We start from the raw sequence: 14730 nt of genomic DNA on the forward strand, positions 1-14730 counted from the left end.
GGAGTGATACATTTTCACTCCCCGTGGCTCGCCAGCACCGCGGGCAGATTAACCTCGATCCAGTCCGCCAGGGCGGCCACCTTATCGCTCACCTGCAGACCGAGCGGCGTCAGGCTATATTCAACGTGCGGCGGCACCACCGGATAAGAGACGCGGTCGATAAAACCATCCTGCTCCAGGGCCTGCAGCGACTGCGCCAGCATCTTTTCGCTGACCCCGCCCATTTTGCGCCGCAGATCGCTGAAGCGATGGGTCCCCTCGCGCAGCGCCACCAGAATCAACACGCCCCAGCGGCTGGTGACATGTTTAAGCACATCGCGCGACGGGCACTGTTCCGCAAACAGATTGCCGTTGCGCAGTTTATCGCTCAGCGTCGGTTCGGCCATTTTCATACTTACCTTTTTGTACGTACTTACTAAAAGTTAGTTAAGGTGTTAGCTTACCACAACTGCCAATAAACACGAAGGAGAAGCCCCATGATCGCCCTTACCGGTGCCACCGGCCAGCTTGGCCACTACGTTCTGCAAGACCTGCTTAAAACCGTCCCTGCCAGTCAGATTGTGGCGATTGTCCGCAACCCGGCCAAAGCCCAGGCGCTCAGCCAGCAGGGCGTCGTCGTCCGCCAGGCCGACTATAGCGACGAAGCGGCATTGACCGCCGCGCTGCAGGGCGTGAATAAACTGCTGTTAATCTCCTCCAGCGAAGTCGGCCAGCGTGCCGTACAGCACCGCAACGTCATCAACGCCGCCAAAGCCGCTGGGGTGACATTCATCGCCTATACCAGCCTGCTGCACGCCGACACTTCGCCGCTGGGCCTGGCCGCAGAGCATATTGAAACCGAGCAGATGCTGGCCGACTCTGGCATCGCTTACGCCCTGCTGCGCAATGGCTGGTATACCGAAAACTATCTGGCCAGCGCGCCGCCGGCGCTGGAGCACGGCGTGTTTATCGGCGCCGCCGGCGAAGGTAAAATTGCCTCCGCTACCCGCGCGGATTATGCCGCCGCGGCCGCCCGCGTTATCGCCGGTGAAGGCCATGCAGGGAAAGTTTACGAACTGGCGGGCGATAACGCCTGGACGCTGAGCGACCTGGCTGCCGAGCTGAGCACGCACAGCGGGAAAAACGTGGTCTATCAGAACCTCAGCGAAGCCGACTTCGCCGCCGCGCTGAAAAGCGTCGGCCTGCCGGCGGGTCTGGCGGATATGCTGGCGGACTCCGACGTCGGCGCCTCGAAAGGCGGGCTGTTTGACGACAGCCACACCCTGAGTACATTGATCGGCCGTCCGACCACTTCCCTTGCCGAAAGCGTGAAAGGCATGCTGTAACCGCCCCTCTCAGCTTTTGCGGTTGCGTCCCGGCGGTTCCTCTCTCATATTGAAGAGATCAACCGTCGGGAGGCAGGCATGCAGGGCGTACCACCCCAATTTAGTGATGAAAAAGATCGTGCGCGCTTTCGCCATCTCGAACAGCTGCCCGGGGTGGAGCTTTACCACGCCCATATCTCCCGCTACGCCTTTGAACCTCATACTCACGAAGCCTTCGGCATTGGCGTGATTGAGCAAGGCGCCGAGCGCTTTCGCTACCGTGGCAGCCAGCATATCGCCGCCGCGAACGCCATTGTTACCATGAATCCCGACGAGCTGCACACCGGCGAAGCGGAAACCGCCGACGGCTGGCGCTACAGGATGATTTATCTGGAGCCGGACCGTCTGGAGGCCATCACCGGGGTGCGCGACTGGTGGTTCAGCGAGGTGGTCCGCGAGGATCCCCTGCGGTCCCGGCGGATTGGCCAGCTAATATATGGCCTGTGGCACAGCGACGATGCGCTGGCCCAGCAGGGAATGCTGCTCGACCTCATCGACACCTTCCGCCCTCTGGCCCACCATGCCTCGGCGCAGGGCGAGACAGGACATCGCTTCGACCGCGTGCGCGACTACCTGCACGATAACTATATGCGCCCCATCACCCTCGACGAGCTGGCTCAGGTGGCGGCGCTTAGCCCGTACCACTTTCAGCGCCAGTTTAAAGCCCACTATCATGTGACGCCCCATCAGATGTTGATGGCCATCCGCCTGTGGCGCGCCAAGGCGTGTCTCACCCACGGCATGCCCGCCGCCGAGGTGGCGATAGCCGTCGGCCTTACCGACCAGTCTCATCTGACCCGCGCCTTCACCCAGCGTTACGGCATTACGCCGGTACGCTATCAGAAGCAGGTCGCCAGGCGCTGATGCGCAATCTCATACAATATTCCCGCCCGCCCTCCTTCTACACTGCAGACAACCGTGATGACAATGGATGCAATGATGATTAGTGGTGTGTTGTACGCCCTGCTGGCGGGGCTGATGTGGGGATTAATCTTTGTCGGGCCTTTGCTGGTGCCCGAGTATCCGGCGATGCTCCAGTCGATGGGACGCTATCTGGCGCTGGGTCTGATCGCCCTGCCACTGGCATGGCTCGGGCGCGCGCGTTTGCGCCAGCTGAGCCGGAACGACTGGTGGACCGCGCTGGGTCTGACGATGATGGGAAATCTTATCTATTACGTCTGTCTGGCGAGCGCCATTCAGCGCACCGGGGCGCCGGTCTCCACCATGATTATCGGCACGCTGCCGGTGGTATTGCCGGTCTTCGCCAATCTGCTCTACAGCCAGCGCGACGGAAAGCTGCCGTGGCGGCGCCTGTTTCCGGCGCTGGTCTGCATCGCCGTCGGCCTGATCTGCGTTAACGTCGCGGAACTGCGCCAGGGGTTGCCTGATTTTAGTCCGTGGCGCTACGGCTCCGGCATTGCGCTGGCGCTGGGGTCGGTAGTCTGCTGGGCCTGGTATGCGCTGCGCAACGCCCGCTGGCTGCGGGAGAATCCGCATCAACCGCCGATGATGTGGGCTACCGCTCAGGCGCTGGTGACGCTTCCGGTTTCGCTGGCCGGTTATCTCGCCGCCTGCGCCTGGCTGCACGGTCAGCAGGCCGGGTTCCCCCTGCCCTTCGGCCCGCGCCCGGCGGTGTTCATTACGCTGATGCTGGCCATCGCGGTGCTCTGCTCATGGGTCGGCGCGCTGTGCTGGAATATTGCCAGTCAACGGCTGCCGACGGTGATCCTCGGGCCGCTTATCGTTTTCGAAACCCTGGCCGGGCTACTGTATACCTTTCTGTTGCGGCAAAGTTTACCACCGCTGCTGACCCTGAGCGGTATCCTGCTGCTGGTGCTCGGCGTGGTCTCCGCCGTACGCGCCAGGCCGGACAAACCGACGTTGCAACCGCTGACGCACGAAAAAAAGTAGCCGGGCCCTCTTAAGGGGTATTCCCTCGCCATAAAGATGCATTTAAAATGCACCTTATATTCCTGATGACGAGGTAACTGCTATGGCTTTCCGTGACCAACCTTTAGGCGAGCTGGCGCTGTCCATCCCCCGCGCCTCCGCCCTGTTCCGTCAATACGATATGGACTACTGCTGCGGCGGCAAACAGACGCTGGCGCGCGCCGCATCGCGTAAAGCGCTGGATGTCGCGGTGATTGAAGCCGAGCTGGCGAAACTGGCCGAGCAGCCCGTCACCCACGACTGGCGCGCGGCGCCTCTCGCGGAGATTATCGACCATATCATCGTTCGCTATCATGATCGGCACCGCGAACAGCTGCCGGAGCTGATCTTGCAGGCCACCAAGGTGGAACGGGTCCATGCCGATAAACCGAACGTGCCGAAAGGGCTGACGAAGTACCTGACCATGCTGCAGCAGGAGCTCTCCAGCCACATGATGAAAGAGGAGCAGATCCTGTTCCCGATGATCAAACAGGGGATGGGCGCCCAGGCCGGGGGCCCCATCAGCGTGATGGAAAGCGAGCATGACGAAGCGGGTGAACTGCTGGAGGTGATCAAACATATCACCCATAACGTGACGCCGCCGCCGGAAGCGTGCACCACCTGGAAAGCGATGTATAACGGTATCAACGAGATGATTGACGATCTGATGGAGCACATCAGCCTGGAAAATAACGTGCTGTTCCCGCGTGCCCTCGCAGGAGAATAACGAAAAAGGCGCCCGCAGGCGCCCTCGACATTGTCCGTCTTATTTGGCCACTCCGGGTGGCCTTTTTTATGACGGTCCGTTGCAAGCAACGTTAAAATGTTCTTTTATTTCGCCAGACGTTTTTTGCCGGCAAACAGCCAGCCCGCACCCAGCAGAACGAACCACAGCGGGGTGACCATCAGCGCTTCACGGGTGTCATCTTCGAGGGTCAACAGCACCAGTACGAAGACGAAGAAGGCCATGCACACCCAGCACATTAATTTGCCCAGCGGCATCTTATATTTGGACTTCTCGTGCAGCTGCGGACGCTGTTTACGGTAGACCAGATAAGAGCAAAGGATAATGGTCCAGACGAACATGAACAGGATCGCCGACACCGTGGTGATCATGGTGAACGCGGCGATCACGCTCGGGTTGACCATCAGCATCACCACACCGCCCAGCAGGCACATGCAGGAGAAGGTTAAGCCCTTCGCCGGCACCGCACGCTTCGACAGCTTGGCGAACATCTTCGGCGCCTGACCATCCTGCGCCAGACCGAACAGCATACGGCTGGTGGAGAAGACGCCGCTGTTGGCCGATGAGGCTGCGGAAGTCAGCACCACGAAGTTAATCAGGCTCGCCGCCGCCGGCAGACCGACCAGCACGAACAGCTCAACGAACGGGCTCTTGCTCGGCACCACGGAGCTCCACGGCGTCACCGACATAATCACAATCAGCGCGAAGACATAGAACATAATGATACGCAGCGGGATGGAGTTAATCGCCCGCGGCAGGGATTTTTCCGGGTCTTTGGTTTCGGCCGCGGTGGTACCGACCAGCTCAATCCCCACGAAGGCAAACACCGCAATCTGGAAGCCGGCAAAGAAGCCGCTCAGCCCTTTCGGGAACCAGCCGCCGTCATTCCACAGATGGGCGAAAGAGGCTTCGACGCCGGTCGGCGATTTAAAATGCATCATGACCATCACCAGGCCGACCACGATCAGCGCCACGATGGCGACGATTTTGATCATCGCGAACCAGAACTCCATTTCGCCAAACATTTTGACGGTGGCAAGGTTCAGGCCCAGCAGCAGCAGAATCACCGCCAGCGACGCGACCCAGTCGGAGAGTCCGGGAAACCAGAACTGCGCGTAGGCAGTGATCGCCACCACGTCCGCCATCCCCGTCACCACCCAGCAGAACCAATAGGTCCAGCCGGTAAAGTAGCCCGCCCAGGGGCCCAGCAGATCGGCCGCGAAGTCGCTGAAGGATTTATATTCGAGGTTCGACAGCAGTAATTCGCCCATGGCTCGCATAACGAAAAACAGCATAAAACCGATAATCATATAAACAAAAATAATGGATGGCCCGGCAAGGCTGATGGTTTTGCCAGAACCCATAAATAATCCAGTGCCGATCGCCCCGCCAATTGCAATCAGCTGAATATGTCGGTTTGTGAGATTTCGCCGTAGCGACTGTTCAGTCGGCTCCTGCTCGACAGCAGCGACTTTAACCTGATCTACCATGTGATTTCTTCCTGTTGTACCTGTCTGTGTTGTTCAGGCTCTGATGGCCTGTCGTCTGTCATTAACCCCAGCAAGGGCTAGTCGATATTAGGTAAGAATCGGAGGGATGAATACTATGATTTAGATATAATGTTAATTTTATGTTTAAAGTGAGTGTTATATCACTCATCTAACGCGAAATAGCTCACAAAAATACACCCATACGCGATGAATGCAAAACATAATTCCAATTAATTTTTAACTTAAGGATTTTACGCTATTTTTGTGGCTTCCCCCGCCGCTGGGGAAGAGGAAGCCTCTGCTGTTTAGATAATATCCAGCAGTTCAACTTCGAAGATCAGAGTGCTGAACGGAGGGATCGACGCGCCAGCGCCGCGCTCGCCGTAGGCGAGGTTGTGCGGGATGGTCAGTTCCCATTTGGAACCTACCGGCATCAGGGTCAGCGCTTCAATCCAGCCGCCGATTACGCCGGTCACAGGGAACTCTGCCGGTTCGCCGCGGGCGACGGAGCTGTCGAAGACGGTGCCGTCGATCAGTTTACCGGTGTAGTGCACGCGTACGCGGTCGGTACGGGCCGGGATCGGGCCTTCGCCCTGGGTCAGCACGCGGAACTGCAGACCGGACTCGGTGCTGTTCACCCCCTCTTTCTCGCGGTTTTCATCAAGGTATTTCTGGCCGTCAGCGGCCATCGCCTGGAAACGCTCGCGACGCACGGCGTCGGCGCGCTCGTGGATTTCACGCAGCGCACGGTGGACGGCTTCTACCGGCACCTGCGGCTGGTTACCTTCCAGCGCATCGGCGATACCCGCCACCAACGCTTCCGGCAGCAGCCCCTGCAGGCCGGATTCGCTCAGCTGTTGTCCAACCTGCAAGCCGATACCGTAACTTGCCTGCGCTTCGATAGTGTCAAAAGTTGGGGTTGCCATCTTTGTTCCTTTTTTGGGTGATAAACATCAAGAGAAAAGCGTCCGGAAGCATAACAGCCATAGCGAAATGGGTAAAACTTTGTCGGCGGATGATGACAAATCTCAGCGAAAAAGAAACAATAGGCGGCATCAGGTTAACTTCACTTTGTTCCGGTCATCAGGACGTTAGCCATCTATACTCATAGGCAGGATAAAAATATGCGGAGCAGGAGGAAAGCCATGCCCGGGCGCTTTGAACTGACATCTACCCTGGCGAAAATCTGGCACGCCCCGGATCATTTTCGCCTCCTGGACCCACTGCCCCCGATGCACCGCCGGGGAATTATCGCTGGCTTCCTGTTGGTGATTATCGGCATTCTGCTTCCCTCAGACGATAGCCAAAACCCGGCGTCCACCAGCCGTGAAGCAAACCTGAATCTGCAGTCGCAGTCCCAACCGCAAGCTGGCGGCAATCAGGCCGTTCCGCTGCCGCCGATCACCAATACGCCTACCGTGAGCGATGCCGACCAGATGGCGCCGGTCGCCCCGGAGCCGATTCAGGATGAGCAGCCGGATCAGGCGCAGACGCAGCAGCCCGCCGCCTCCCAGCCCTATCAATCCTCATCGCAGCAGTCCGCGCCGGGTATTGAACAGCAATGGCGGACCTATCGCATCGAGTCAGGCAAAACCCTGGCCCAGCTGTTCCGCGATCATGGGCTGCCGGCCACCGACGTTTACGCCATGGCGCAGGTTGAAGGCGCAGGTAAACCATTAAGCACGTTGCAGAGCGGACAGACGGTGCAGATTCGGCAGAACGCCAACGGCGTGGTCACCGGGCTCACTATTGATACCGGCAACGGACAGCAGGTGCTGTTTACCCGCCAGTCGAACGGCAGCTTTGTGCGTGCGCGCTAGCAGCGAAGACGACAGCGAGCGTTACGCCGCCGCAAAATGAAGGGCGCTAAAAAGCAAAACGCCGGCACAAGGCCGGCGATTTGTTGTTACCAGAACGTCAGAGGCCGATTACTCAGCAACCACGTTGATGATAACTTTAGCGAATACTTCGCTGTGAACCTGGAAGTCCACTTCGTGCTCGCCAACGTTACGCAGAACGCCGTTCGGCAGGCGAACTTCGCTCTTAGCAACTTTAACGCCTGCTGCAGTGACAGCGTCAGCGATGTCGCGAGTACCGATGGAACCGAACAGTTTACCTTCGTCGCCAGCTTTAGACGCGATGGTTACGGATTCCAGGGCGTTGATCTGCGCAGCACGAGCTTCAGCAGCTGCCAGAACGTCAGCCAGTTTGGCTTCCAGTTCAGCGCGACGTGCTTCGAAGAATTCAACGTTTTTCTTGGTAGCAGGAACAGCTTTACCCTGCGGGACCAGGAAGTTACGAGCATAGCCCGCTTTAACGTTAACCTGATCACCCAGGCTACCCAGGTTTGCTACTTTATCAAGCAGAATAACTTGCATTACCTTATCCTCTCAAAGTCGTATTAATGGACCGTGACCGATTACTGATGACGATCAGTGTACGGCAGCAGGGACAGGTAGCGAGCGCGTTTGATAGCGCGAGCCAGCTGACGCTGGTATTTTGCACGGGTACCGGTGATACGGCTCGGGACAATCTTACCGCTTTCGGTGATGTAGTTTTTCAGCGTAGCGATATCTTTATAGTCGATCTCTTGAACGCCTTCCGCGGTGAAACGGCAGAACTTGCGACGACGGAAATAACGTGCCATATGGCTAGTCTCCAGAATCTATCAATTCAATCTGCTCGGCATGCAGAACCATTTTGCTCAAGCCGTTCTTTGCCTTATGGCAAGAGATGAACCCTCGAACGGTTACTGCGCTACCGACCGTTATACTGTGAGTAATGGCCTGGTTCTCGTGACCGCTAATAATAACGGGCATCTGACACCATGCCTGCCGGTGAAAACCGGCTTCCTCCTGCACTGAACGATGCTCAAGCACGAACTGGCAGTGAGGAATTCCTGACGGGCTGACCTTACGAAGTGGAGTCCTGCAAATAATGCCGGACAGCTCCAGACGGTTGGTCATCAGGATTACTCTTCAGAATCCCCAGCTTCAGAATCATCTGCGGTTTCGTTGGCGAAATCTTCGCGACGCTCACGGCGCTCGTCTTTCGCTTTAACCATCGGAGATGCTTCGGTAACAGCGTGCTTAGTACGCATTACCATGCTGCGGATAACGGCGTCGTTGAAGCGGAAGTTAGTTTCCAGCTCATCGATCGCTTCCTGCGGCGCTTCAACGTTCAGCAGAACGTAGTGAGCTTTGTGCAGTTTGTTGATCGGATAAGCCAGCTGACGGCGGCCCCAGTCTTCCAGACGGTGGATCGTACCTGCTGCTGCAGTGATTGCACCAGTGTAACGTTCGATCATGCCCGGAACCTGTTCGCTCTGGTCAGGATGGACCATAAAAACGATTTCGTAATGACGCATCGAATTGCTCCTTACGGATTATTCAGCCTCCTGTCTGGGTCAGCCGCGGCCCATGGAGGCAAGGAACGTGTTAAAGGGCGGCTGAAAAATTGACGCGTCATTCTAATGGCGGCCCCCCAGGAACACAAGCGCATTTGCACAAATAATTCGCACTAAGCGCCAAGTGGCGCTAAGTGGGTGATTTAAAATTAACCAGCAAAGGAAGCGGCATTTTTTTGAACAACTGCATCAGAAAAGGTCGCGATACGCCGTTCAATCAGCGATTACACTTAAATCAGAAACCCAATGACCACAGGAGAGCCCCGAGTCAGCGTCAGGACTGTCAGTCAGGAGCGTAGTATATGAAACTGAAAATCATCGCCATGATGGCTGCGCTTTTCTTCAGCGCCAACGCGTTGGCAGCTATCCAAATCACCGAACGACAGGCCCGCAACATGGACGATGTGCAGAGCCTCGGCGTTATCTATATCAATCACAATATGGCCACTGAGCACGAGGCCGAACAGGCCCTTAGCCAGTTGAGCGATGCGCAGGGGGCGAAATATTTTCAGCCCATCCTGATGCACGAACCAGAAACCAACGGCCCGCTTCGCGCCAGCGCGGTGATTTACCGCTAATGTCGGGCCCATTCTTCGCCTCTCCTCGCGAGGGGCGAAGCGCAACCCTCACCTAAACGCAATTGAGAATAATTTTATAAACCAACTTATCAGCGTCATCGCAACCTGATTTAATCATCAGTCTATTTTTTGATAATCAGGAGTAATGGATGGTTCCGCGTTTCGCCACCTTAGGCCGCATCCCCAAAGGCGTTTGGGTACTCGGCGGCGTCAGCCTGCTGATGGATGTGTCGTCCGAGATGATCCACAGTCTCTTACCGCTGTTTATGGCCACCACCCTCGGCGCCAGCGTGATTATCATCGGTCTTATCGAGGGGCTGGCGGAAGCCACCGCTCTGATCCTGAAAATCTTCTCCGGCGCGATCAGCGACTACGTCGGTAAGCGCAAAGGGCTGGCGCTGCTGGGCTACGGCCTGGGCGCGCTCAGCAAGCCGCTGTTTGCCATCGCCCCGACCGCCGGCGTGGTGTTTAGCGCCCGCATGATCGACCGCGTAGGCAAAGGCATTCGCGGCGCGCCGCGCGACGCGCTGGTCGCCGACGTCACCCCACCAGAGATCCGCGGCGCCGCCTACGGGCTACGTCAGGCGCTGGATACCGTTGGCGCCTTTCTCGGCCCGCTGCTGGCGGTGCTGCTGATGTTTATCTGGGCCAACGATTTTCACGCTATATTCTGGGTGGCGGTTATTCCCGCCGTGCTCTCTATTCTCCTGCTGGGTTTTGGCCTGCAGGAGCCAAAATCCGCCATCGACCATCAACGCAGTAATCCGCTGAAGCGCGAAAATCTGCAAAAGCTCTCCGCCGCCTACTGGTGGGTGGTCGCCATCGGCAGCATCTTCACCCTCGCCCGCTTCAGCGAAGCCTTTCTGGTGCTGCGCGCCCAGCAGATGGAGATCCCGCTGTTTACCATTCCGCTGGTCATGGTGGCGATGAACCTGGTCTACAGCGTTACGGCCTACCCGTTCGGCAAGCTCTCTGACAGCATGAGCCACAGCAAACTGCTGCAGTGGGGACTGCTGGTGCTGATCCTCGCCGATATCGTGCTGGCCCTCAGCGCCCACTGGAGCACGCTGCTGGTCGGGGTCGCGCTGTGGGGAATTCACATGGGGATGACCCAGGGGCTGCTGGCGGCGATGGTCGCCCATACGGCGCCGCCGGCGCTACGCGGCACGGCGTTCGGTATGTTCAACCTGATGAGCGGCCTGGCGCTGTTGCTGGCCAGTACCGGCGCAGGCGTGCTGTGGGAAACCTTCGGCGCCGCTTCGACGTTTTACGCTGGCGCGATAATTTGCGTGGTCACGCTCATCGGCATGCGCGCTATGCCGTCGGCTTATCGTCAGGGCTAAAAACGGCTCCGGGGCCAGACCAGTTGCTTCACCGTGACGGTGAAAGCCCCGGAGCGCGTCGTTTACTTCTGCCCGTAGTAGGCGTTCGGCCCGTGTTTACGCAGAAAATGTTTTTCCATCAGCCAGCTGTCAATCGGCTGCAGCCGCGGATTAATGCCGCGGGCAATCCACGCCATGCGCGCCACCTCTTCCATCACCACCGCATTGTGCACCGCCTCGTGGGCGTCTTTCCCCCAGGAGAACGGCCCGTGCTGATAGACGACGATCCCCGGCGTATGCAACGGGTTTGCCTCGCCCAGCGTTTCGATAATCACCTCCCCGATGTTCAGCTCGTAGCCCTCATCCACCTCCTGCGCGCTAAGCGCCCGGGTGCAAGGGATATCACCGAAAAAGTAGTCCGCATGGGTGGTGCCGAGCGCCGGGATCGCCAGCCCCGCCTGCGCCCAGGCGGTAGCGTGCGTCGAATGGGTATGCACCACCCCGCCAAGGCCGGGATAACGGCGATAGAGCGCCAGATGGGTAGCGGTATCAGAGGAGGGGCGTCAGCGTAATCCGCGTTTAAAGATGCTGCTGAAAAAAGGCGACCGTCGTGGCCAGCGCCTCCGGGGTGATGCGATGGCGGACGCCTTTCTGCCAGACGCAGGTCAGCCTGGCGGCAAGATCGCTCTGCCTGAGCGCCTGCTCAAGCCGGAAGGTCTCTGCCGGCGGCACCACGTCGTCGGCATCGCCATGCCAGAGCAGCAGCGGCCGCCGGGCGAGCGACGCCAGCTGATGACTGACATCCCACTCGCTGAGGCTGTCGCCATCAAAGCCAGGCGAGGGAAACAGGGTTTGCGACAGCGAACGAAAATAGCCCGACCCCATCAGGCAGGCGACGCTGTTCAGCTCGGGATGATGCGTCATGATACCCAGGGCCGTCATTCCCCCCATCGACGCCCCCGCCACCGCCAGTCGCTCTCCTTCCAGCCAGCCTTCGGCGATAATCGCCTCGCGCAGCGCGGGAAACTCTCTGAAATTCTGCTGCAGGATCGGCCAGAAGCGCTGCATCCGCCCGGTCTCATCACCGTGATAGCGCGCGCCATGCTCCGGCGCGTCCGGCATAATCACCCGGAAACCCGCCTGGGCCAGCGCCACCGCAAAGTAGCTGTAAACCAGTTTTGACGAAGTAAAGCCATGATAAAAGACGATACAGGGCAGTGGCTTATCCAGACTCTCCTGCGGGCAGGCATGCAAAATTTCGCCACCGCCGAGGTTGCGCATTTCTAGTGCAATCATTTATCGTCTCCCTTCTCTATGGTGGTTAGGCGGCATGGGAAAATGCATTCACCAGGCAACCCCGTTTGCTACGATTCATAATGTTGAGAACCCGGTTACGCTTTCACAACATTTTCATTCGAAAATCGCGTCAGAGATAACAGTTCGGGAACATTCCCCGGAAATCCTGTTAAGGCTACCACTACACTATCACTATCAGGAAACGAGATATGGTTATGCGCAGGTTTTGTCCGTGGTTACTGGCTATCGTCCTCAGCGGGTGTAGCGCTCTGCAGGGAACGCCGGAAGCCCCGCCGCCCGCCACCGACCATCCGCAGGAGATCCAGCGCAACCAGACGGCTGGCCTGCAGAAAATGGCCACGGTGAGCGTACTGATGTACGGTTCGCCGATGGATGTCGAAGCGGCGCTGAAGGCCAAAGCAGAAGCGGCCAAAGCCGATTACTACGTCATCATCATGATCGATGACACCATGGTACCCGGCCAGTGGTATTCGCAGGCGATCCTCTATCGTCGATGACGAGACGGCGTCTTTAAATCTGCTTTACACAGCTTTGCGTCCATTCACGTTCTCCTGTGCATAATAACGTTCGGCCAGCCACCTGGCAGGACGTTAGCAACGGACTGCCCTTGGGACTACGTGAAATGGAGCTGACGATGAAACGATCTTTTACCCTATCCAGCCTGCTATTAACCACTGCGACGGCCAACACCTCCGCGCAGTCAGCCGAATTCGCCAGCGCGGATTGCGTCACCGGCCTGAATGAAATCGGTCTGATCTCCGTCGCTAATCTTTCCGGCAGTCAACAGGATGTGGAGCACGCCATTGCCCGCAAAGCGGACGAGCAAGGCGCCTCCTGGTATCGCATTATTCAGATGTACGAGGAACAACAGCCGGACAGCTGGCGCGTGCAGGCCATTCTCTACGCCTGAGGCGCCTGGCGCCCGCGCCCCATGGCCCGCAGCAGCAGGTCGTCGAGGGTCGGCGCGTCAAGACGTATGCCGCCGCGCGTGTCGAGCATCATCCGGCACCAGGCTTCGGCCAGCGGCGGCGAAGCGAAACGCAGCATCTGCGCCCCCGCCCCCAGACGATAGACCAGCCGGGCAATCTCTCTGCCCTGCTCTTCGGCGGGTCGTTTCAGCAATTGCTGCAGCTGACGCCATGCGCGGTCGAGATGGCGGTTCTGTCCTTTCACCTCCGCACACTCCGCGGCCAGCAGCTCCATCGCCGCCGGCTGCTTGCTCAGCACCCGCATCACATCGAGGCACATAATATTGCCGGAGCCTTCCCAGATGCTGTTGACCGGCATCTCGCGATACAACCGCGGCAGCTCACTCTCCTCGCAATAGCCGATCCCTCCCAGGACTTCCATCGCCTCAGCGACGAACGGGATGCCGGCCTTGCAGATGGCAAACTTGGCCGCAGGCGTAAACAGACGCGCCCAGGCGCTTTCCCGGGCATCATCCCGACGGTCCCAGGCCCGCGCCAGACGAAACAGGAACGCGGTTTGTCCTTCAAGACGGAGCGCCATTTGCCCCAGCAGCTGGCGCATCATCGGTTGATCGACCAGATTTTTACCGAACGCCTGGCGCTGTAACGCATGATACAGCGCCACCGAGAAGGCCCGGCGCATCAGGGCATGGCTACCCAGCGCGCAGTCAAAGCGGGTCAGGCCGCCCATCCTGAGGATCTGCCGCACGCCGTCGCCCTCGTCGCCCACCAGCCAGCCGCAGGCGTCATAAAACTCCACTTCGCTACTGGCGTTGGAGCGGTTGCCGAGCTTTTCTTTTAAGCGCTCCAGCCGCACGCCGTTGCGCTGTCCGTCGGGCAGCAGGCGCGGCACAAAGAAGCACGACAGGCCCGCAGGCGCCTGGGCCAGCACCAGGTGGGCATCGCTCTGCGGCACCGAGAAGAACCATTTGTGTCCCACCAGCCGGTAAAACCCTTCCGCCGTTTTCTCCGCGCGGGTGGTATTGCTCAGCACATCGGAGCCCCCTTGCTTCTCGGTCATCCCCATGCCAATCAGCAGGCCGCGCTTCTGGCCGCCTGGCGCGAGGTGGGGATCGTAACGGTCGCTCAGCAGCGGCGACAGCCAGTCGCCAAAAGGCGCGGGCAGGGCGTGCTGCAGCAGAGGCGTCGCGGCGAAGGTCATGGTAATCGGGCACAGCGTTCCGGCCTCTACCTGGGCGTGGAGCAGAAAGCGAGCGGCGCGCGCGACAAACGCGCCTTCACGGGCATCCTCCTGCCAGGCGAGATTATGCACCCGGTTCGCGCACAGCCCCTGCATCAGCAGGTGCCAGGCGGGGTGGAAGCGAACGTCGTCCAGTCGGGCGCCGGTGGCGTCATAGCGCAGCAGCTCCGGCGGGTTGCTGTTGGCCAGGCGTCCCAGCTCCAGCGATTCTGCGGTCCCCAGCTGCTGGCCAATGCTGGCGAGCAGATCGCCATCCCAGCCGGCGCCTTCACGGACCACCGCTTCACGCAGGGCGGTATCAGACAGGAACAGATTGCTGTTATTCAGCGGGGTCGGTTGATTAAAAACGGTGTGCGTTTGCCAGTGCATCGTGTCTCCCTCCATCAATGGCGATAACCATAAGTATGGTT

Annotated in this window: 18 protein-coding genes and 1 pseudogene; 9 read left to right on the forward strand and 10 right to left on the reverse strand. The window is 58.9% G+C overall.

Features of this window, described 5'->3' with window-relative positions:
* Positions 1-14: 14 nt before the first annotated feature.
* Positions 15-386: a winged helix-turn-helix transcriptional regulator gene (locus AC6CWS_RS18760; RefSeq protein WP_032429258.1), complete on the reverse strand. Its 372-nt coding sequence runs from the start codon at positions 384-386 to the stop codon at positions 15-17.
* A 90-nt stretch (positions 387-476) separates the two neighbouring features.
* On the opposite strand from AC6CWS_RS18760, the gene AC6CWS_RS18765 reads away from it, so the two are divergent.
* The 4 genes from AC6CWS_RS18765 to ytfE all read left to right on the forward strand — a co-directional run bounded on the left by AC6CWS_RS18765 (position 477) and on the right by ytfE (position 4020).
* Positions 477-1325, forward strand: coding sequence for an SDR family oxidoreductase (locus tag AC6CWS_RS18765; RefSeq protein ID WP_023291734.1), 849 nt, complete (start codon positions 477-479; stop codon positions 1323-1325).
* Between the two features lie 78 nt (positions 1326-1403).
* Entirely contained in the window at positions 1404-2228 is an 825-nt protein-coding gene (locus tag AC6CWS_RS18770) for an AraC family transcriptional regulator (RefSeq protein ID WP_080901604.1), read from the forward strand.
* 75 nt (positions 2229-2303) lie between these two features.
* A complete protein-coding gene (locus AC6CWS_RS18775; RefSeq protein WP_044525189.1) occupies positions 2304-3275 on the forward strand; it encodes a DMT family transporter in 972 nt (323 codons plus the stop codon).
* An 82-nt stretch (positions 3276-3357) separates the two neighbouring features.
* Positions 3358-4020 carry an iron-sulfur cluster repair protein YtfE gene (gene ytfE / locus AC6CWS_RS18780; protein WP_048296476.1) on the forward strand — a complete coding sequence of 221 codons (663 nt, stop codon included), beginning with the start codon at positions 3358-3360 and terminating at the stop codon, positions 4018-4020.
* A 104-nt stretch (positions 4021-4124) separates the two neighbouring features.
* On the opposite strand, the gene cycA is transcribed toward ytfE, so the two are convergent.
* Both cycA and bamJ read right to left on the reverse strand, forming a co-directional pair.
* A complete protein-coding gene (cycA, locus tag AC6CWS_RS18785; RefSeq protein WP_080901605.1) occupies positions 4125-5528 on the reverse strand; it encodes a D-serine/D-alanine/glycine transporter in 1404 nt (467 codons plus the stop codon).
* Positions 5529-5833: 305 nt separating this feature from the next.
* The gene (bamJ, locus tag AC6CWS_RS18790) at positions 5834-6454 is read right to left on the reverse strand and encodes a BamJ family beta-barrel-assembly machinery protein (RefSeq protein WP_002886687.1); all 621 of its coding nucleotides are present in this window, start codon (positions 6452-6454) and stop codon (positions 5834-5836) included.
* Between the two features lie 219 nt (positions 6455-6673).
* On the opposite strand from bamJ, the gene AC6CWS_RS18795 reads away from it, so the two are divergent.
* Positions 6674-7348 carry a LysM-like peptidoglycan-binding domain-containing protein gene (locus AC6CWS_RS18795; RefSeq protein WP_023291729.1) on the forward strand — a complete coding sequence of 225 codons (675 nt, stop codon included), beginning with the start codon at positions 6674-6676 and terminating at the stop codon, positions 7346-7348.
* Between the two features lie 108 nt (positions 7349-7456).
* Here AC6CWS_RS18795 and rplI read toward each other — a convergent pair whose 3' ends face one another.
* Genes rplI through rpsF form a run of 4 tightly spaced genes read right to left on the reverse strand, consistent with a single transcriptional unit; the run spans position 7457 to position 8895 of the window.
* Positions 7457-7906, reverse strand: a complete 450-nt coding sequence (rplI, locus tag AC6CWS_RS18800; RefSeq protein ID WP_004206464.1) for a 50S ribosomal protein L9 — start codon at positions 7904-7906, stop codon at positions 7457-7459.
* 41 nt (positions 7907-7947) lie between these two features.
* Positions 7948-8175: a 30S ribosomal protein S18 gene (rpsR, locus tag AC6CWS_RS18805; RefSeq protein ID WP_000135199.1), complete on the reverse strand. Its 228-nt coding sequence runs from the start codon at positions 8173-8175 to the stop codon at positions 7948-7950.
* 4 nt (positions 8176-8179) lie between these two features.
* Complete coding sequence (priB, locus tag AC6CWS_RS18810; protein WP_002885722.1) at positions 8180-8494, reverse strand: primosomal replication protein N; 315 nt, start codon at positions 8492-8494, stop codon at positions 8180-8182.
* Between the two features lie 5 nt (positions 8495-8499).
* A complete protein-coding gene (gene rpsF / locus AC6CWS_RS18815) occupies positions 8500-8895 on the reverse strand; it encodes a 30S ribosomal protein S6 (protein ID WP_008807174.1) in 396 nt (131 codons plus the stop codon).
* 341 nt (positions 8896-9236) lie between these two features.
* Here rpsF and AC6CWS_RS18820 point away from each other — a divergent pair, with 341 nt between their 5' ends.
* Together AC6CWS_RS18820 and AC6CWS_RS18825 are read left to right on the forward strand one after the other, a co-directional pair.
* A complete protein-coding gene (locus AC6CWS_RS18820) occupies positions 9237-9512 on the forward strand; it encodes a YdgH/BhsA/McbA family protein (protein WP_004206463.1) in 276 nt (91 codons plus the stop codon).
* Positions 9513-9661: 149 nt separating this feature from the next.
* The gene (locus tag AC6CWS_RS18825; protein WP_023291728.1) at positions 9662-10855 is read left to right on the forward strand and encodes an MFS transporter; all 1194 of its coding nucleotides are present in this window, start codon (positions 9662-9664) and stop codon (positions 10853-10855) included.
* Positions 10856-10917: 62 nt separating this feature from the next.
* On the opposite strand, the pseudogene AC6CWS_RS18830 reads toward AC6CWS_RS18825, so the two are convergent.
* Positions 10918-11397: pseudogene (locus tag AC6CWS_RS18830) on the reverse strand (class II aldolase/adducin family protein); the annotation flags it as partial.
* 16 nt (positions 11398-11413) lie between these two features.
* Positions 11414-12130 carry an esterase gene (gene yjfP / locus AC6CWS_RS18835; RefSeq protein WP_023291719.1) on the reverse strand — a complete coding sequence of 239 codons (717 nt, stop codon included), beginning with the start codon at positions 12128-12130 and terminating at the stop codon, positions 11414-11416.
* Positions 12131-12339: 209 nt separating this feature from the next.
* On the opposite strand from yjfP, the gene bsmA reads away from it, so the two are divergent.
* Positions 12340-12648 carry a biofilm peroxide resistance protein BsmA gene (gene bsmA / locus AC6CWS_RS18840; RefSeq protein ID WP_023291718.1) on the forward strand — a complete coding sequence of 103 codons (309 nt, stop codon included), beginning with the start codon at positions 12340-12342 and terminating at the stop codon, positions 12646-12648.
* A 137-nt stretch (positions 12649-12785) separates the two neighbouring features.
* Complete coding sequence (gene yjfN / locus AC6CWS_RS18845) at positions 12786-13061, forward strand: DUF1471 family protease activator YjfN (protein ID WP_004206450.1); 276 nt, start codon at positions 12786-12788, stop codon at positions 13059-13061.
* Here yjfN and AC6CWS_RS18850 read toward each other — a convergent pair.
* A complete protein-coding gene (locus AC6CWS_RS18850) occupies positions 13052-14689 on the reverse strand; it encodes an isovaleryl-CoA dehydrogenase (RefSeq protein WP_072421238.1) in 1638 nt (545 codons plus the stop codon). The genes yjfN and AC6CWS_RS18850 overlap by 10 nt on opposite strands.
* Positions 14690-14730: the final 41 nt, after the last annotated feature.

The sequence above is a fragment of the Klebsiella sp. M041 genome (assembly GCF_059759695.1).